The following is an 18,598-nucleotide window of genomic DNA, read 5'->3' on the forward strand; positions in this document are numbered from 1 at the left end:
CGGCACCACGGCGCCTTGCCTAGCATCGTCGGCCACGCCCCTGACGATGGATCGCCCCGCGCATGCCCCTTCGCCCCCTGCGGCCCCGATGGAACGCCCTGCCGCGTTGGCTGCGCTGGCCGCTGCTGGCCCTGGTCGGCCTGTACCTGTTCTACCTGCTGGCCGCCAACGTCTTCCTCAACACCGGCCTGGCGCCGTGGGCGATCAACCGCAAACCTGACCGCTTCACCCTGCACTGGGACCACGCCACGAGCTGGTGGCCGGGGAAGGTGGACGTGCGTGGGGCGCGCCTGCGCGGGCATGTCATGCACACGCGCTGGCAGATCGACGCGGCGCGCGCGCGGGGCGATATCCAGCTGCTGGCCCTGCTGCGCCGCGAAGTGCACATGCCCGACATCGAGGCCGATGAAGTCACCGGCGGCACGCAACGCGACGACGGCCCGCCGATGCAGCCGCAGACACCGATCCCCGGGCACCCGGGGTGGCTGCTGCGCTTCGACCGCATCCACAGCGACAGCGTGCGCGGCGGCCAGTTCGGCAGCCTGCATTTCGACGGCAGCGGCAGCGCGCAGTTCGGCTTCTACAAGCGCCTGCGCAGCGGGCCGATGCGCGTATATCCCTCCTGGGCGCATGTCGGGCAGGTGCACCTGCGCATGGACGACCACGAATGGCTGCGCGATGGCCGCTTCGACGCCGACTTCTCCATCGACCCGCACACCCGCGCCCAGGCGCAGGGTTGGCAGAAGCTCGACAAGACGCTCATCCGCCTGCGCCTGATCGGCAATACCACCGGCCTGGCGTTGCAGCGCGATAGCCGCGGCCGCCCTGTATTTCGCGCCGCGCCCGGCACCGGCAAGGCGGATATAGACGCGCGCTGGGTGCGCGGCGAGCTGGCACCCGGCAGCCGCGCGCAGTGGACCGCGCCGCTGCTGGGCCTGGACCCGGACGGCCAGCCGCTGCCCGGCGAACTGGACATGCGCTTGAACGTGGACCACGACCTGCACGTCCAGGCCAAGGTGCCCGGCACCGCCGCCGACGCCCTGTGGCTCGACGCCGACCTGCGCTTCGCCGGCCGCCGCGTGCCGGTGCGTGACTTCGCCAGCCTGATCCCGCGTGCCTCCGGTCACCTGCAGGGGCGCTGGCGGTTTGCCTCGCTGGATTGGATCACCGCGATGTTTCCCAGCGCGAAGTGGCTGCAGTTGCGCGGCGAAGGGACGGTCGATGGCGACGTGCAGGTGGACGCGGGCCGGCTCGCCCCGGGCAGCCACGTGCGGGTGCCCGAGGTCGATGCCAGCGCGCAGGTGATGGCGACGCGGTTCGCCGGCAGTGCCAGCGCCGACCTGCACGTCGAGGCCGGCGACGACGGCACGCAATTGCCCACGCTGGCCATGCAGATGCAACGCTTCGTTGTTGCCGCGCTCGATACACCGGACAAGCCCTACATCGAAGGCAACGACCTGCGGCTCACCCTGCGCACGCTGCCGGGCAAGCCCAGCGCCGCCAAGCTGCGCCAGAGCACGCAGGGGCACCTCGTCTTCCAGGACGCGCGCGTCCCCGACCTGCGCGCCTACAACCGCTACCTGCCGCAACAGCAGCTGCGCTTCGAAGGCGGCAGTGGCCGCGCCAGCGGCGACCTGCAGCTGCTGCCCGGCGGCGACATCGGACAGGGCCACGTGCAGGTGCAGGCGCAAGCCGCGCGCTTGAACGCCGGTGGCGTCGCGCTGACCGGCGATGTCGCCGCCAACCTGCAGCTGCGCCACGGCGAATTGAAGGCGCGCAACTTCGACCTGGATACCAGCGTGATCGAACTGCGCAACGTCAACTTCACCGGCAACGATGGCCGCGAGCATGGCCAGTGGTGGGCGCGCGCGGTGATTGATCGCGGGCGCACTGACTGGACGCCGCCGGTGCTGTTCGACGCCGACGTGCAGCTGGACATGCGCGACGTCGGCTTCCTGATGGCCCTGTATGCGCAGAAGCGCGATTTCCCGAAGTGGATCGACAACCTCGTCGATGCGGGCGAAACGAAGATGGCCGGCCGCGTGCGCTGGCAGGACGACCAGCTGCTGCTGGATAACCTGCAGGCCAGCAACGAGCGTTTCGACGTCCTCGCCCGCCTGCGCCTGCAGGGCAAGCAACCCCAGGGCAGCCTGTATGCGAAGTGGGGCATCCTCAGTGCCGCGCTGGAACTGCGCGATGGCCAGCGCGAGTGGCACGTCCTCAAGGCCCGCGAGTGGTACGACGCCCAGCCGTCGGTGCTTCCCGCCTCGCCCGCAAAGGGCGCCGCCCAAGCTGAATAGGTGGGTTCGCTGTACTGTCAAGTATTGTTTTGCAGTGCAGCGTGCAAGATAAAAAATATCTGCGCACTATGGCCCCGCATCCCGACGTGGGGGAGGGAGCAAGGCCCGCTGGCAGTTCGCTGCAAGCGGGCTTTTTTATTGCCCGCGCGGCGGCCACGGCCGGGATGACACAATCGGCGCATGTCGCTGCCCGAACCGCTTTCCCCCGCCCTGAATGCCCATCTCCAACGCAGCCTGGCGCGCCTGCGCGCCGCCTGGCCGGCGTCCACGCCCTGGCCCGGGGAGGCTTTCGAAGCCCGCCTGGCCCGCGTCGCGGTGGCGAGCGACTTCTTCGTCGATACCGCGGTACGCCAACCGGCCCTGCTGGTGCACCTGGCCCAGTCGGCCGACGCCGGTGTGCTGCCCGAACCGGTCCTGGACCCCGCCGCCCCGGATGAATGGCCGGCCCAGCTGCGCCGTTTCCGCACGGCGGAATCCGCGCGGTTGGTCTGGCGCGACGTGCATGGCCTGGACACGGTGGAAGCGACCCTGCTCGGCAGCACCACGCTGGCCGAGCGCTGCCTGTCGCTGGCGCTGGACGCGCTGGCACGGCAATTCGCCGAACGCCACGGGCAGGTGCGCGCCGACGACGGCAGCGTGCAGCGGCTGGTGGTGTTCGGCCTGGGCAAGCTCGGCGGCGGCGAGCTGAACTTCTCTTCCGACATCGACCTCGTCTACGCCTACCCGCAGGCCGGCGAATCCGATGGCGCGCGTCCGCTGGCCGCCGAGACCTATTTCGCGCGGCTCGGCCAGCAGCTCGCCAAGCTGCTCGATGAAACCACCGCCGACGGCTTCAGCCATCGCGTGGACCTGCGCCTGCGCCCATTCGGCAGCGCGGGCCGCGTGGCGTTGTCGTTCGCCGGCATGGACCAGTATTTCCAGCGCGAAGGCCGCGACTGGGAGCGCTATGCCTGGTTGAAGGCGCGCACGGTGGCTGGCGACATCGCCGCGGGCGAGGCGTGGCTCGAAACGCTGCGGCCGTTCGTCTATCGCCGCTATCTCGACTTCACCGCGCTCGACGGCCTGCGCGAGATGAAGGCGGCGATCACCGCGGAAGTCGCGCGGCATGATCGCCTCGATGACATCAAGCGCGGCCCGGGCGGCATTCGCGAGGTCGAATTCCTCGTGCAATCGCTGCAGCTGATCCGCGGCGGCCGCGAGGATGCGCTGCGCGAGCGGCGCCTGCTGCCCGCGTTGCACGCGCTGGTCGCGCTGGGCCAGATCGAAGCAGGCACCAGCGAGGCGCTGGCCGAGGCCTATCGCCACCTGCGCCGGCTCGAGAACCGCCTGCAGATGCTGCGCGATGCGCAGACCCATGCCTTGCCGGAGGACGCGCTGGATCGCGAGCGCATCGCCCGCGGCCTGGGCCATGCAAGCTGGGACGCGCTGTATGCCGAACTGCAGCAGCAGCGCGAGCGCGTCTCGGCCGAGTTCGCCGAACTGCTGGCCCCGCGCCGCCGCGACACCACGCCGGATGCGGCCGCCGGCTATTGGCGTGCGTTGCCCGAGGCAGGTGATTCCGCCGTGCTGGCCGGGCTGGGCTTCACCGATGCGCAGGGCGCGGACCAGTCGCTGCGCGATTTCGCGCAATCGGCCGGCGTACGCGCGCTCTCCGATGCCGCGCGTGCGCGACTGGACCGGGTGATGGCGGCGCTGCTCAACGCGGCGGGGCAATCCAGCCAGCCCGATGCCGCGCTGCGTCGCCTGCTCGGCCTGCTGCAATCCATCCTGCGCCGCACCAGCTATCTGGCGCTGCTCGACGAACAGCCCAGCGCGCTGGCGCGGCTGGTCAACGTGTTCTCGCGCAGCGCGCTGCTGGCCGAACGGCTGGCCGCGTTCCCGCTGCTGCTGGACGAACTGCTCGATACGCGCATCGGCGGCCCGCTGCCCGACGCCGAGGCCATGCGCACGCTGTGCCTGTCCACGCTGGAGATCGACGACCCCGAAGCCGCCTTGCGCGAACTCAACGAGCGCCGGCTGGCGCTGAGTTTCCGCATCGCACTGGCCACGCTCGATGCGCGCCAGCCGGCCGGCGACAGCACGCGCCAGCTGGCCGAGCTGGCCGAAGCGGTGGTGCTGACCGTCGAGGCGATGGCGCGCCAGCAGTTGCGCGAGGCGCATGGCGAAGTGCCCGGCGGCGCGTTCGCCATCATCGGCTACGGCAGCCTGGGCGGCGCGGAACTGGGCTTCGGCTCCGACCTGGACCTGGTGTTCCTCTACGACCATCCGCGCGAGGTGGAGATGTCCGATGGCGCGCGGCCGCTGGAATCCGGGCGCTGGTTCGCGCGCATGGCGCAGAAGGTGATCGCGCTGCTCGGCGCGCAGACCGGCGCAGGGCGGCTGTTCGACACCGACGTGCGGCTGCGTCCGGATGGCGGCAAGGGCGCGCTGGTGTCCTCGCTGGCGAGCTACGACGAATACCAGCGCGAGCGTGCGTGGACCTGGGAGCACCAGGCCCTGGTGCGCGCGCGTGCGGTGGCCGGCGATGCGCGCCTGTGTGCGCAGTTCGACCAGGTGCGCGCGGCGACGCTGGCGCGCACGCGCGAGGCGGCGCAGCTGCGCGAGGATGTCTTGAAGATGCGCGCGCGCATGCGCGGCGAGCTCGACCGCAGCGATGCGGCGCGCTTCGACCTCAAGCAGGGCGAGGGCGGCCTGGTGGACCTGGAGTTCCTGCTGCAGGCGGGCGTGCTGGGCGAAGCGGCCACGCAGCCGGGGCTGCTGCTTCCACGCGATACGCCCGGGCTGATCGACGCACTGGTGCAGGTGGGCTGGCTCACCGTCGCGATGGGGGCCTCGTTGCACGAAGCGCATGCCGCGCTGCTGGAAGCGGGCCTGGCCTGCACGCTGGACCGCCGTCCGCGCCTGACCGCGCCGACGCCGGCCATCGCGCAGGCGCGCACGGCTATTGGCGACGTGGCGCGAGAAAAAGACCTGGTGTTCGCGCAGGGGCGTTGAGCGCCCGCCTTAGCCCCGCGCCACCGCCGGCGCCATCCGCCACAGCAACGCGCGGAACGGCGCCAGCAGGCATAGCCCCATCGCCAGTTTCACCAGCAGGTCGCCGGTGCCCCAGCTGATCCACGGCAACGTCGAACCGGCGAACGCCACCGACCAGAAGATCGCCGTATCCAGCGTCGCGCTGCACAGCGTCGCGATGAACGGCGCGCGCCACCAGCTGCCGCGGCGCAGGCGATCGAACACCTGGATATCCAGCAGCTGCGCGGCGATGAACGCCGAGCAGGACGCCACCGCGATGCGCGGCGTGGCCACCCACACGGAAACGACCACCGCCAGCGCGAAGCCGCACCATGCCACCCGCCGCGCCGCGCGCGGACCGAAGCGACGGTTCACCAGGTTGCTCACCAGGAACGCCAGTGGATAGGAGAACGCGCCCCAGGTCAGCCAATCATTGATGGGGTACTGCACGAGCACGTTGGAGAGCAGCACGACCGCGCCCATCGCCAGGACGGCCAGCAGCAGCGCGCGCGGCGAGGCCGGCGCGAATTCAAGGGAAGCAGGGCGGGACATGGGAAGTGGGGCTGGCGAAAAACTCGCCAATTATCGCCCGGCGGGCGCGCCAGACCAACCCGCGGCCGTTCAGCGCGCCGGCCATCCCAGGCGTTGGGCGAGCTCCGCGGCCACCCGCTCGGTTTCGCGCAGCGGCGGCATGGCGCGCCCGGGCAGCAGCGCCGGCAAGGCCGAAAGCCGTCCGCGCGCCTCCAGCGCCGCCAGCAGTTGCGCCGCGCGGCCCTGCGCACGTTCGGCGAACAGCGGCAGCACCGGCACGCGCGTGGCGCACGCTTCCGAAAGCAGGTTGCTCGAATCGGCGGTGCAGGCGATGGCATCGGCCCAGCCGAGCAGGCCGGCGTAGGGGTTCGGGCCTTCGTCCGCTGCGCCGGTCCACAGCGGGATCGGCAGCGTGCGCAGCCGCGCGACCACCTCGGCCGGCGTGCGCCGCGAGGTCGTCGCCATCAACGAGCCGCCCTGCTGCGCGGCGAGCAATGCGAGCGCCTCCACTTCGGCCGCCAGCGCCTGCGCATCCCACGGCACCCGCGCGGTCGGCCCGCCGATGAGCAGCGCGATGCGCGGTCCCGGCAGCGTACCGAGCGTTGGGAATGCATCGCGTCCTGCCGCCAGCCATGCGTCGTCCACCGGATGCAGGCTGCCGAGCAGGGTGATGACGTTCTCGCCGCGCAGGCCATCGTGTTCCGGCACGATCACCTGGTCCCAATGCCGCGGGTCGATGCGCGGGTCGAGGATCTGCACCGCCACCGCGCCCCGCGCGCGTGCCAGGCGCGTCGCCAGCGCGGCTTGTCGGCCACAGCCGAGCGCCAACCGGGGCGGCGCCGCCAGTGCACGGTGGAACGCCGAACCGAACGCGCGCGCGTCACCCGGCAAACGCCGCGGCGCCAGCCACCGCCAGGGTGCGGTGGGATGCAGCAGCGGCTCGACGGGTGTGTCGTCTCCCAAGGCCCGCGCAAGGGCCAGCACCTGCCGCGCATTACCGACATGGCCGTCGTGAATCGCCCACAGCGGGGCCGATCGTTGCGCGTGGGACATAGATTCGTTGCAGATTTGGCTGTGTGTTCCAGCAGTGGCGTCACTCTACACTGGCGCCTTCGTTCACACCGACGCCCTGCGTCCCCCAGGAGTTTTCATGGCCGAAGTCCTCTCCGATGTCGCGCTGGACCAGCTGTTCCGCACGGCGCGTACCCAGAACGCCTTCCTCGACAAGCCGGTCGAGGACAGCCAGCTGCGTGCGCTGTACGACCTGCTGAAGTGGGGCCCGACCGCGGCCAACTCGACGCCGGCGCGCATCGTCTTCGTGAAGTCGAAGGAGGCCAAGGCCAAGCTCGCCCCGGCGCTGTCGGAAGGCAACCTCGCCAAGACCCTGGCCGCGCCGGTCACGGCGATCATCGGTTTCGACCAGGACTTCCACGAGAAGCTGCCGTACCTGTTCCCGCATGCCGACGCCAAGAGCTGGTTCGACGGCCCGCGCGAAGGCCGTCATGAGTCCGCGTTCCGCAATGGCAGCCTGCAGGGCGCCTACCTGATCCTCGCCGCGCGCGCGCTGGGCCTGGACGCCGGCCCGATGTCCGGCTTCGATGCCGCCAAGGTCGATGAAGCGTTCTTCGCCGGCACCGGCATCAAGACCAACTTCCTGGTCAACCTCGGCTACGGCGATCCGTCCGGCGTATTCCCGCGCCTGCCGCGCCTGAGCTTCGACGAAGCGGCCCGCATCGAGTAACGCGGCGCTAACTCCGCTCCTTTATCTTCCTCCCGTCGTTCCATCCTCGTCCCACCCAACGAAAGGACACACGCACCCATGAACACCGCTACCAAGCTGTTGCTGCCCGTCGCCCTGACCCTGGCCATCGCCGCCTGCAACAAGCCGGCCGAGCAGGCCGCCGCCCCGGCCGCCGCCGAAACCCCGGCCGCCACCGCGCCGGCCGAAGCCCCGGCCGCGCCGGCCGCCGAAGCCGCCGCCCCGATCCAGGCCGTCTCGGGCACCTACAAGCTGGACCCGTCGCACACCGACGTGCTGGTGCAGTGGAACCACATGGGCTTCTCCAACCCGACCGCGCACTTCGGCAATGCCGACGGCACCCTGGTGTTCGACGCCGCCGACCCGACCAAGTCGAGCGTGCAGGTGACCCTGCCGCTGTCGGGCCTGAACAGCTTCACCGCCAAGTTCGACGAGCACCTGAAGAGCGCTGATTTCTTCGACGCCGCCAAGTTCCCGACCGCGACCTTCAAGAGCACCAAGGTCGAGGCGGCCGGCACCAACAAGTTCACCGTCACTGGCGATCTGACCATCAAGGACCAGACCAAGCCGGTCGTGCTGGACGTCACCCTCAACGGTGCCGGCGACCACCCGATGATGAAGGTGCCGGCGGTCGGCTTCGACGCCACCACCACCATCAAGCGCAGCGATTTCGGCGTGGGCGCCTACGCGCCGGCGGTGAGCGACGAGGTCAAGATCCGCATCACCACCGAAGCCGAGGTGCAGAAGGACGAGCCGGCGAAGCAGTAAGCCGGTTTCTTCCACGAAAATGAAAAGGCCCGCCATCTGGCGGGCCTTTTTTATGCTTGCTTGCGCTACCTGAAGACGTCGAACTGTGAGCCAATAAATACTCCGCCGACCGTGCCATCCTCACTCGTCCAGCCAACGCGTAAGCCCCCAGAGAAGCCTCCTTCCTCGCCGCGAAAGAAGTAGATCGGTAGATCCACTCCGGTTTCGTCGCTGGCGAGATTCTGGGTTACGCGAAGGGAAAACGGGAACCGAGAGAAGCGACTGCGTACTTCGGTCCACAGTAGCCTGCCGTTCTCGCGCTGGGGCTTTCCAAGCCTGCCCGAGACGCACGGGGAGGCAGGGTTCGTCAACGCGCCGCAGTAGATGTGTGAATCGGCCTGTTCATAGCTGCGCTGGTAGTCGAAGCCGAACGCGAAAAGCACGTTGCGCCGTGGGTTCGCAAAGCCGAGCGAACCTCCCAACGATACCGTTGAAAAATCCTCCTTCTGCGCGGAGAGATCCGATGCAAGGTACTCGAAGTCCTGCTTGCCTGCCCCAAGCTTGGCCTCGTACAGATAACCCCATCCATAGTGGGTACGCTCGAATTGCTGGTAGGCCTTCGCCAAGTGCTGTGCCCCTGGCTTGCGCGTGGCGGCGTCGATCTTAGCCAGAGTGCAGCCGTTAGCATCGGCAAATCCCGCAGCCGTGCACAAGGATACCCAGTCTCGTGCAGGGACTCCGTGGTCGTCGATCACAACGCGCTTTGTTGATGCGTGCGAGAACGCCAACTCGATCGCCGTGCCACCTCGCAACGCATCCAACGTAGTGAAATGGCCGCGGCCGCCATCCTTGTCATCAAGCGCGCTTGAGGCAGTCACCTTCCAGCCATTCTGGACGTTACGTTGTGCATCGGGCACGGCGCGCGTATGGGCCAATACGGCCCGCACCTCTCCTTTCCCGTCGTTAACCTCCATCTCCAGTCCGGATATCCCGTTGCCCATGCCGCGATCGAGGGGGACGGCCACGAGATCGGGGCTAGCGGGAGATGGCGTGATGTCCATCCCCATCGAGTGGCCGGCCGACGGATATCTTGTGCGGCTCTGTTCGGTGGATGGCGCTTGTGTTTCTTCTTCTGGCTTTGCCGCCAATTCTGCCAACAACTCTCCGCGGATTGCTTCCCTCTGTGCCTGAAGCATGCGCTCAATCACCGTCAGCTGCTCCGCGGTGAATGGCTCCGCGCCCCGGGCAAGGACCGGGATAGACAGGAGTAGGACGGACAGTAAGGCAGCTGACCGGGAGGTTATTTCGATCTTCATGATCTTCTCCGGTCAGGGCACGCGAAAGCTGAAGCTTCCGCCATTGCGGCCAAGAGCCGGCGGAATCTTCATGCTGTCGTGCGAAATTTTGAGCAGTTCATTGCCCGCCTGATCAGTGATAACCAACTGCGCACTGGCATCGGTATTGCCTTCGATGAAGAAGAAGAGCCAATAGGTGGTATTGGGTTCTGCCTGCACCCGCGCCCGGTCATCGACGGGATAAAGATCTGTACCCGCGATGCGCAGGCTCGAATTGAGGATTTTTCCTTTTCGTTCGATTTTTATGTCCAGATACACACGCGGCATACATCCCTCCGTGGTGATTGTGTGTTGAACCTTGATTCGCAGGCACAAGCCACCCAGTTCCGGGGCTTGGCCTCGAAACGTCCCGTAGCGGTTGGTGCTGACGCGAGTGCTGTGAATCCCCCACGCACGGCGTCGGGACGATAATGGCATAGGGGCCCGCGGCGTGAAAGCCTGCCAGAGGTCGCCCGTGGTGAGCTTCCGTCCAGGTAATGTCTGGAGAAGGGATGGTGCCGCGAAGCTCTCCGCGCGGTTTAAGAGAAAACCCGCCATCTGGCGGGTTTTCTCTTTAGTCATCCTCGTCCGGACCCGCCTGCCAATAGCCCGTCGCCCGGATCGAATCACCCGGCACGCCCAGCTGCCCTTCGATGAACTTGCGCATCATCCGGGCGCGTCGCGATTCGGTGGCGATCCAGAAGAACGTATCGCCATCTTCCAGCTCGTAGTCGCGCAGCGCTTCCTCCAGCAAACGGCTGCTCGCCGCCTCCACGCCGTTGCGCTCCAGCCAGTGCACGCGCACGTCGGCGTCGCTGTCCAGTTCCTGGCGTTCGGCTTCGTCGGCGATCTCGATGAACACCTCCGCGACCTGGTCCTCCGACATCTCCGCCAGCCAGCGGCCGATGGCCGGCAGCGCGGTCTCGTCGCCGAACAGCACGTACTGGTCATAGTCGTCGGCCACCACGAACGAGCCGCGCGGGCCGCCGACCACCAGGGCATCGCCCACCCGTGCGCCCTCGGCCCACGTCGAGGCCGGGCCATCGCCATGCAGCACGAAGTCGATGATCAGCTCGCCGTCTTCGGCGTCGTGCCAGCGCGGCGTGTAGTCGCGCATCGGCGAATGCTCGAGGCCTTCCGGCCACTGCGGCCCTTCAGGCGTCATCGTCGGGGTGACAAACGCGCCTTCGCTGTTCGGAAACGCCAGCTTGACGTGGTCATCGGGCGAGGCGCTGTGGAAACCTTCCAGCGCATCGCCGCCGAACACGATGCGCCGCATGTGCGGGCTCACCGTTTCGACCCGCAAGACCTGCAGGTGGCGGAACTTCACCGGATGGCGCAGGCGCTGGTGGACGTGTTCGCTCACTGGCCTTCCTCCATGCCGTCGGCGGCCTGGTTGAGCAGCGCGGCGACGCGGGCGATCTCTTCCTCGCTCCACTGCCCATGCCGGCCCAGCACCGCATGCTTGATGCGCCCGAATGCCTCGCGCACCGGCTGCGGGATCTGCGCCTTGGCGAACTCGCGCGCGCTGCGGTGCGTGCGCAGGCGCGCCGCCTCGATGGCCTCGTGCGCTTCCTGCATGTGGGCGCGGCCTTCCTCGGTGATGGCGTAGCGCTTGCGACCTTCCTCGGCGGTGGCCGCGATCAGGCCCATGTCTTCCAGCTGCGACAGGGTGGGGTAGATCGCGCCGGCGCTCGGGGTGTAGGCGCCATGGAACAGCTCTTCGATCAACCGGATGAGCTCGTAGCCGTGGCGCGGCTGTTCGGCGATGAGGTGGAGCATGAGATGGCGCAGGTCGCCGTGGCCGAGCGCCCGCGCGCCGCCGCGACCGCGCCCGCGGCCATCGCGCAGGTCGTCGAAATCGCCGCCGCCGCGTCCGCCGCGCGGACCGAAGCCGCCGGGGCTACGACCCGGACCGCCGCGTCCGCCGCGCTCTTGGCAGCGGGCTTCTTCGGGGTGGTGCGCGTGGCGGCCCTCGAAGCCGAACTGGAAGCCGTGGCGGCCGTGCCCGCCGTGCGGGCCGCGGCGTTCGCCATGGCGGGCCTCGCCTTCGGCCGGGTGGGCGTGATGGCCGTGATGGCCGAAGAACGGATGCGGGCCGCGGGGGCCCTGGGCGTCGCCATCGCGGCGGCCGAAACGGAAGAAGGGCGTGTGCATGGTCTTTTAGATATATCGTTTTAGGGTGCGAGAACGATATATCGAAATCTGCGGCAGGCGCAAGTGCCCCCGACGCAACCTTTTCGGCGGCTGGCGCATCCAAGCCTTGTTGGTTCGATAGGCCGGCAAGGACGTGCCCCGCCGCGAGGGGTGACGGGGCCGCCGGCACCCACCCGCCAGGAGGCCCCCATGACCGTCCCCGCGCGTTCGCTTCCCTTGCTGCTCGGCCTGCTGGCCTGCGGCGGCCCGGTTTCGGCGGCCGCCACCTGGTCGATCGTCGCCTGCGAGCCGGACGGCAGCTGCGGCGTGGCCGTGTCGACCCATACGCTCGCGGTGGGAGCCGCGGTGCCGGCAGCGCAGGCGACCGGTTGGGCGGGTTCGCTCCAGGGCGAAGGCTTCAGCGTGCAGGGCAACGGACTGGCCGGCCCGCAGGTACTGGAGGCGATGCGCGCGCGTTTCCTCGCCACGCCGGGTGCGCTGGACGTTCGGCTGATGGCCGCACTGGAAGCCGGGCAGGCGGCAGGCGGCCAGCGCATCGGCGCGATGTCGGCCGCGTTGCTGGTGCGCACGCCGCAAGGCGGCGGGGCGGACGTGGACCTGCGCGTGGATGCCTCGCACGACCCGGTACGCGACCTGCGCGCGCTGCTGGATCGCCGTCTCGCGCACCAGGGCATGCTGCGGGCCGAGCGGCTGCTGGCGCGCGGGGATCGCGCGGCGGCGGATCACGAAGTGGCCGCGGCGCTGGCGCAAAGCCATGACTGGGATCGCCTCTGGCGTCGCGCGGCGCGGCTGGCGATGCAGCAAGGCGAGCGCGCGGTGGCGATCGAACGGCTATCGGTCTTCCAGCGGCTCAACCCGGCGTGGGCGCGGGAGGAACTGCGCGACCCGTTGTACGCCGCGTTGGCCGAAGAGAGGCGAGTTGCCGGCTGGCGCTAGGCGCGGGGCCGAAGCCCGCCTACAACGAAGCCGTCGTGTCCCCTTCCTCGATCACCTTGCGCTGCATTGCTTCCAGGTACGCGTCCAGCTCCTGCGTCGAGGTGAAAATCTCGCCGAGCGGCACGGCCTTCACCATGTCGAACACCTTGCGGATCTGCGGCTGCGGATGCGTCACCAGCACCTTGCCGTTGCGCGAAGCCAGCGCCTTGCGCGCCTTGAAGATCGAACGGATGCCGGCGCTGGAGATGTACTCCAGTTCGCTCAAATCCAGCACCAGCGTATGCACGGTGGTGGCCAGCAGCGGCGAAAGCGCATCGTCCAGCGCCTGGTAGGTATGCGTATCCAACCGCCCGCTGAGGATCACGCGCTGGCGGCTCTCCTGCGGGGGGTCGATCTGGATGCTCAAGGTGGTCACGGCACATCCTCCAAATCCGCAGAGAAGGGATGAAGCAAGGTGACACGGACGATGTTGGCGTCGCCTTCACGCCGGTAATCGAGTTCGTCGGCCAACTGCTGCACCAGGAACAGCCCGAGCCCGCCCACCGGCCGCTCCTCGATCCCCGCCGCCAGCGCCGGTACCGCCGTACGTGCCGGGTCGAACGCCTGCCCGTGCTCGCGCAGTTCCAGCACCAGCGCCTCGCGGTCCACCGACACGCGCAGCCGCAGCGGCAAGCCGCGCGCGGCACATTCGCCGTGGTGCAGCGCGTTGGCGGCGAGTTCTTCCACGATCAGCCGCACCTGGCCGACGCGCTCGGCCACCACGCCCCGCTGCAGCAGCGAATCTTCCAGCTGGTCGTTCAAGCCGGCCAACGCCTCCAGCGAAGGCGCCATGTCCAGGTCCATCCTCATGTCCCCCGTGCCTCCCCAGGCTCCCGGCGCAAGCGTATCGCCAGCAGCGTGATGTCGTCGAACGGCTCGGCCTGCCCGGTGAAACGGTGCAGGTCCGCCACCACCGCCGCGCACTGCTCGGCGGCGGTGCGCCCGGGTCGCAATGCCGCGTGCAGCCGCGCCAGTCCGTAGGCATGCGCGTGTTCGTCCAGCGCATCGGTGACGCCGTCGGTGTATCCGAACAACGTCTGCCCCGGCTCCAGGCGGCCACGCAGCAGCGGGTAGTGCGTCTGCTCGTCGATGCCCAGCGGCGGCCCGGACTCCAGCGGCAGCGTCTGCACCCCGGTGCGCGCGTCCAGCAGCAGCGGTGCTTCATGGCCCGCGCTGGACAGCCAGAAGTCTCCGCTGTCCACGTTGATCAGCCCGCACAGCACCGTGGCGAACATGCAGGTGTCGTTGTTCTCGGCCAGCCGGCGCGAGGCGGCGATGAGGATGCCGTCCGGCCGCGTGTGCCGCCGCGCCGCCACTTCCAGCACGCTCACCGCGCGCGCCATGAACAGCGCGGCCGGCACCCCCTTGTCCGACACATCGCCGATCACGAACCACAGCTGCCCCGGCGCGGTCTCGAAGAAGTGGTAGAAATCGCCACCCACCATCTTCGCCGGCTCCAGCCGCGCGCAGGTTTCCAGGTGCGAGCCGGCGGTATCGAAGGTGCGTCCGGAAGGCAGCATCGCCAACTGGATGTCCCGGGCGATCTGCAGCTCGCTCTGCATGCGTTCGCGCGCGGCGGTCATCTGGCCGATCTCCTCCATCTGCTGGCGGATCGAGCCACGCGCGATATCGAACGAGCGCGCCATCACGCCTACTTCGTCATGCCGCTGCACGTGCGGCAGGGTGAAGTCGAAGTCGCCGCGGCGGAAATGCGCGGCCGCCTCGGTGAGATCCTCGATGGGGCGCGTGAGCCGCGAGGCGAAGCGCCGCATCAACACCCACCACAGCACCAGCCCGGTCACCGCGCCCAGCGCCACCCACAGCGCCAGGCGGTTCAGCCCGGCCAGCACGTAACCGCGCGAGGCCGAGAGCACGAACGTCCACCCGCTCTTGCCCACCGCCGCGCTGCGGGTGAAGTACACCTGCCCATCGGGGGCGCGATGTTCGAACGCCGCCGTCTCCCCGGCCGCCATCGCCTGCACCAGCGGTGCCAGGTCCGGCCGCGCGTGCTGCACCTGCTGGGCCAGCGTGCGGCGCAGGTTCAAGGCGGGGTCGGGGTTGAGCACGAACAGCCCTTCCGGCGAGAGCAGCGTGGCCTGCACGCCGAAGGTGTCCGGCAGCTCGCGCACGATGTCGCGCAGCCGGCGCACCGGCACGTCCACGCTCACCATGCCGATGGGCTCGGCGCCGGGCGGGTCGCCGGGCCGCATCACCGGCAGGTTATAGGTGGTGAACAGCTCCCCGCCGGTGGCCGAGTTCGCGTACGGCTCGGACCACCACGCCTGGCGGGTGCTCATCGTGCGCTGGTACCAGGGCATAACACGATAGTCGTAGCCCAGATCCTGGGCGGACTGCTCCACGAGCTTGTCGCCGGCCCGGCGGATGTACCAGACGAACCCCGGATCGTTCGCCTGTTTGGCGTTGCGCGGGGCCAGCACGATCATCGCCCCGGCGATGTCGCCATCCCCGGTGAGGGTGGCTTCCAGCAGGGCGCGCAGGTTGAACGGCTGGGCGCCCACGGCCCCGGCGCTGGCGGCCAGCGTGCGGCCGCTGACCTGCACCGAATCCAGTGTCGCGGCCAGGCTGCGGGCGCTTTGCTGGGTGAGGCCATCGACCTCCTTGCGCGCGGCGGTGACCAGTTCGGCGCGGGCGCCCAGATAAAACAGCGTGCCCAGCAGGCCCAGCAACGCGGCCAGGCTGAGCACCGCGCCCACCAGCATGCGCGTGCGCAGGCTGTGGCGCCAACGCACCTGGGGCTTGGGCTGCGAGGGGCTATCCATGCGGGCGGCTTCCGGTGCCGGCGGAGCTCGGATCATCCCCCCGGCGCGGGTACTGCGCCAGATGGACGCAGCACAGTTCCGGCATCCGGTGCCGTGCCCTATTCCCACCCCCGGCCCCGCCTATTCCTCCACCGCATTCCTGTCCCGCGGGACAGCCGCGGACACCCATGGAACGCTGCTTTTCTCCCCATTCCATACGCACCCGTAGCGAGGAATGCGGCAATACGGCTGGGTTACACTTCATGGTTCACGAAAACATTGCACGGCGGCCCCCGCGCGCCGTACCCGGGAGCGTTATGAACTGGTTGAACGAAGTACTGCAGAACGATCCGAACCCGCTCGAGACCCAGGAGTGGCTCGAATCGCTCAAGGCGGTCATCGATGTCGAGGGTCCGGACCGCGCGCACCAGCTGCTGGAAGGCATGGTCGAGCAGACCCGCCGTGCCGGTGCCTACCTGCCGTTCTCGCCGACCACCGAGTACGTCAACACCATTTCGCCGGCCAACGAAGCCAAGAGCCCGGGCGATTCGGCGATGGAGTGGAAGATCCGCTCGATCATCCGCTGGAACGCCATGGCCACCGTCGTGCGCGCCAACCGCAAGCCGGGCGACCTCGGCGGCCACATCGCCTCGTTCGCCTCGGCGGCCACGCTGTATGACGTGGGCTTCAACCACTTCTGGCGCGCGCCTTCGGACAAGCACCCCGGCGACCTGCTCTACATCCAGGGCCACAGCGCCCCGGGCATCTACGCCCGCGCGTTCCTGGAAGGCCGCATCAACGAAGCCCAGCTGGACAACTTCCGCATGGAAGTGGACGGCCAGGGCATCTCGTCGTATCCGCACCCGTGGCTGATGCCGGAGTTCTGGCAGACCCCGACCGTCTCGATGGGCCTGGGCCCGCTCGGCGCGATCTACCAGGCGCAGTTCATGAAGTACCTGGAGAACCGCGGCCTGATCGAGAAGTCCGACCGCAAGGTGTGGTGCTTCATCGGCGACGGTGAATCGGACGAGCCGGAAACCCTGGGCGCCATCGCGCTGGCCGGCCGCGAAGGCCTGGACAACCTGATCTTCGTGGTGAACTGCAACCTGCAGCGCCTCGACGGCCCGGTGCGCGGCAACGGCAAGATCATCCAGGAACTGGAAGGCGTGTTCCGCGGCGGCGGCTGGAACGTCATCAAGCTGCTGTGGGGCGGTTACTGGGATGCCCTGCTGGCCAAGGACACCAACGGCGTCCTGAAGAAGCTGATGATGGAAACCGTCGACGGCGAATACCAGAACTGCAAGGCCTTCGGCGGCGCGTACACGCGCGAGCATTTCTTCGGCAAGTACCCGGAAACCGCCGCGATGGTGGCCGGCCTGTCCGACGACGACATCTGGCGCCTCAACCGCGGTGGCCACGACCCGCACAAGGTGTACGCCGCCTACCACCAGGCCGTGAACACCACCGGCATGCCGACGGTGATCCTGGCCAAGACGGTCAAGGGCTACGGCATGGGTTCGGCCGGTGAGTCGCTCAACCCGACCCACCAGACCAAGAAGCTGGACGACGAAGCCGTCAAGCATTTCCGCGACCGCTTCAACATCCCGGTGACCGATGCGCAGCTGGCCGACGGCCAGGTGCCGTTCTACCACCCGGGCGAAGATTCGCCGGAAGTGCAGTACCTCAAGTCGCGTCGTGCCGAGCTCGGCGGCTACCTGCCGCAGCGCCGCCCGAAGGCGACCCAGTCGTTCGTGGCGCCGACGCTGGACAAGTTCGAGCGCCTGCTCAAGGACAGCGGCGAGCGCACTTACAGCTCGACCATGGCCTTCGTGCAGACGCTGAACATCGCGCTGCGCGACAAGGAGATCGGCCCGCGCATCGTGCCGATCGTGGCCGACGAGGCCCGCACCTTCGGCATGGAAGGCATGTTCCGCCAGATCGGCATCTACGCGCCGTTCGGCCAGAAGTACAAGCCGGTCGACGCCGACCAGCTGATGTACTACCGCGAAGACCAGGGCGGCCAGGTGCTGCAGCAGGGCATCAGCGAGCCGGGCGCGATCGCCTCGTGGATGGCGGCGGGCACCAGCTACTCGGTCTCCGACGTGCCGATGCTGCCGTTCTACATCTACTACTCGATGTTCGGCTTCCAGCGCGTGGGCGATATCGCCTGGCAGGCGGCGGACATGCGTACCCGCGGCTTCCTGCTCGGCGGCACCGCCGGCCGCACCACGCTGAACGGCGAAGGCCTGCAGCACGAGGACGGCCACAGCCACCTGCTGGCCGGCGCCATCCCGAACGTGCGCACGTACGACCCGACCTTCGGTTATGAAGTCACCGTCATCATGCAGCACGGCATGAAGGCGATGATGGAAGACCAGGTGGACGAGTACTACTACATCACCCTGATGAACGAAAACTACGCGCACCCGGAAATGCCGGCTGGCGCGGAGGAAGGCATCATCAAGGGCATGTACCTGCTGAAGGATGCCGGCAAGCCGAAGAAGGGCGAGCTGCGCGTGCAGCTGCTGGGCAGCGGCACGATCCTGCGCGAGGCGATTGCCGCGGCAGAGCTGCTGGACAAGGACTTCGGCGTGACCGCCGATATCTGGTCGTGCCCGAGCTTCAACGAGCTGCGCAAGGATGGCTTCGACGCCGAGCGTTGGAACCGCATGCACCCGGAGAGCGAGCCGAAGAAGGCGTTCGTGACCCAGCAGCTGGAAGGCCGCCAGGGCCCGGCGATTGCCGCGACCGACTACGTGCGCCTGTTCGCCGACCAGATCCGCAGCTTCGTGCCGATGACGTACACGGTGCTGGGCACGGATGGTTTCGGCCGTTCGGATACGCGCGCGAACCTGCGCCGGTTCTTCGAGGTGGATCGGTACTACATCGCGCATGCCGCGATTGCGGCGCTGGCGAAGGACGGCAAGATGACGGGCAAGGATGTGGCCCGGGCTATCAAGCAGTACAAGATTGATCCTGAGAAGGCGAATCCGGTTGGGGTTTGATCTTCCTCCCGACAAGAAT

15 protein-coding genes and 1 pseudogene are annotated in these 18,598 nt (G+C 68.5%); 7 read left to right on the forward strand and 9 right to left on the reverse strand.

Annotation, left to right across the window (positions count from 1 at the left end; all coding sequences use genetic code 11):
* Nucleotides 1-62 precede the first annotated feature (62 nt).
* On the forward strand, nt 63-2,300 hold the full coding sequence (locus ARC20_RS07625) for a translocation/assembly module TamB domain-containing protein (protein WP_057646183.1): 2,238 nt from the start codon (nt 63-65) through the stop codon (nt 2,298-2,300).
* Nucleotides 2,301-2,480: 180 nt separating this feature from the next.
* Nucleotides 2,481-5,294 carry a bifunctional [glutamate--ammonia ligase]-adenylyl-L-tyrosine phosphorylase/[glutamate--ammonia-ligase] adenylyltransferase gene (gene glnE / locus ARC20_RS07630; RefSeq protein WP_057646184.1) on the forward strand — a complete coding sequence of 938 codons (2,814 nt, stop codon included), beginning with the start codon at nt 2,481-2,483 and terminating at the stop codon, nt 5,292-5,294.
* Between the two features lie 9 nt (nt 5,295-5,303).
* On the opposite strand, the gene ARC20_RS07635 is transcribed toward glnE, so the two are convergent.
* A complete protein-coding gene (locus tag ARC20_RS07635; protein ID WP_057646185.1) occupies nt 5,304-5,864 on the reverse strand; it encodes a queuosine precursor transporter in 561 nt (186 codons plus the stop codon).
* Nucleotides 5,865-5,933: 69 nt separating this feature from the next.
* Complete coding sequence (locus ARC20_RS07640) at nt 5,934-6,896, reverse strand: mitochondrial fission ELM1 family protein (protein ID WP_057646186.1); 963 nt, start codon at nt 6,894-6,896, stop codon at nt 5,934-5,936.
* Nucleotides 6,897-6,993: 97 nt separating this feature from the next.
* Between ARC20_RS07640 and ARC20_RS07645 the strand changes: the two genes are divergently transcribed.
* Both ARC20_RS07645 and ARC20_RS07650 read left to right on the forward strand, forming a co-directional pair.
* Nucleotides 6,994-7,584 carry a malonic semialdehyde reductase gene (locus tag ARC20_RS07645; RefSeq protein ID WP_057646187.1) on the forward strand — a complete coding sequence of 197 codons (591 nt, stop codon included), beginning with the start codon at nt 6,994-6,996 and terminating at the stop codon, nt 7,582-7,584.
* 78 nt (nt 7,585-7,662) lie between these two features.
* Nucleotides 7,663-8,370: a YceI family protein gene (locus ARC20_RS07650; protein ID WP_081418085.1), complete on the forward strand. Its 708-nt coding sequence runs from the start codon at nt 7,663-7,665 to the stop codon at nt 8,368-8,370.
* Nucleotides 8,371-8,435: 65 nt separating this feature from the next.
* Here ARC20_RS07650 and ARC20_RS07655 read toward each other — a convergent pair whose 3' ends face one another.
* From ARC20_RS07655 to ARC20_RS18270, 4 genes are all read right to left on the reverse strand, one after another.
* Nucleotides 8,436-9,665, reverse strand: a complete 1,230-nt coding sequence (locus ARC20_RS07655; protein ID WP_057646188.1) for a hypothetical protein — start codon at nt 9,663-9,665, stop codon at nt 8,436-8,438.
* 12 nt (nt 9,666-9,677) lie between these two features.
* Nucleotides 9,678-9,971 carry a hypothetical protein gene (locus ARC20_RS18265; protein ID WP_146165777.1) on the reverse strand — a complete coding sequence of 98 codons (294 nt, stop codon included), beginning with the start codon at nt 9,969-9,971 and terminating at the stop codon, nt 9,678-9,680.
* Between the two features lie 286 nt (nt 9,972-10,257).
* A complete protein-coding gene (locus ARC20_RS07665) occupies nt 10,258-11,049 on the reverse strand; it encodes a siderophore-interacting protein (protein WP_057646190.1) in 792 nt (263 codons plus the stop codon).
* A complete protein-coding gene (locus ARC20_RS18270) occupies nt 11,046-11,465 on the reverse strand; it encodes a PadR family transcriptional regulator (protein ID WP_108143288.1) in 420 nt (139 codons plus the stop codon). The genes ARC20_RS07665 and ARC20_RS18270 overlap by 4 nt, the downstream gene beginning before the upstream one ends.
* Nucleotides 11,466-11,468: 3 nt before the next feature.
* Here ARC20_RS18270 and ARC20_RS18275 point away from each other — a divergent pair, with 3 nt between their 5' ends.
* Both ARC20_RS18275 and ARC20_RS07675 read left to right on the forward strand, forming a co-directional pair.
* Entirely contained in the window at nt 11,469-11,864 is a 396-nt protein-coding gene (locus ARC20_RS18275; RefSeq protein WP_146165776.1) for a hypothetical protein, read from the forward strand.
* 165 nt (nt 11,865-12,029) lie between these two features.
* The gene (locus ARC20_RS07675; protein ID WP_057646191.1) at nt 12,030-12,776 is read left to right on the forward strand and encodes a DUF1028 domain-containing protein; all 747 of its coding nucleotides are present in this window, start codon (nt 12,030-12,032) and stop codon (nt 12,774-12,776) included.
* Between the two features lie 19 nt (nt 12,777-12,795).
* Here the strand turns inward: ARC20_RS07675 and ARC20_RS07680 are convergent, their stop codons facing one another.
* The 3 genes and pseudogenes from ARC20_RS07680 to ARC20_RS07690 all read right to left on the reverse strand — a co-directional run.
* Complete coding sequence (locus ARC20_RS07680) at nt 12,796-13,191, reverse strand: STAS domain-containing protein (RefSeq protein ID WP_057646192.1); 396 nt, start codon at nt 13,189-13,191, stop codon at nt 12,796-12,798.
* Nucleotides 13,188-13,625, reverse strand: a complete 438-nt coding sequence (locus tag ARC20_RS07685; RefSeq protein ID WP_057646193.1) for an ATP-binding protein — start codon at nt 13,623-13,625, stop codon at nt 13,188-13,190. Before ARC20_RS07685 ends, ARC20_RS07680 begins: the two co-directional genes overlap by 4 nt.
* Nucleotides 13,594-15,595: pseudogene (locus ARC20_RS07690) on the reverse strand (SpoIIE family protein phosphatase); the annotation flags it as partial. The gene ARC20_RS07685 and the pseudogene ARC20_RS07690, both read right to left, overlap by 32 nt.
* A gap of 296 nt (nt 15,596-15,891) precedes the next feature.
* Between ARC20_RS07690 and aceE the strand changes: the two are divergent.
* Nucleotides 15,892-18,579, forward strand: coding sequence for a pyruvate dehydrogenase (acetyl-transferring), homodimeric type (gene aceE / locus ARC20_RS07695; protein ID WP_057646195.1), 2,688 nt, complete (start codon nt 15,892-15,894; stop codon nt 18,577-18,579).
* Nucleotides 18,580-18,598: the final 19 nt, after the last annotated feature.

Source organism: Stenotrophomonas panacihumi (assembly GCF_001431645.1).
Classification (GTDB): Bacteria; Pseudomonadota; Gammaproteobacteria; order Xanthomonadales; family Xanthomonadaceae; genus Stenotrophomonas_A; species Stenotrophomonas_A panacihumi.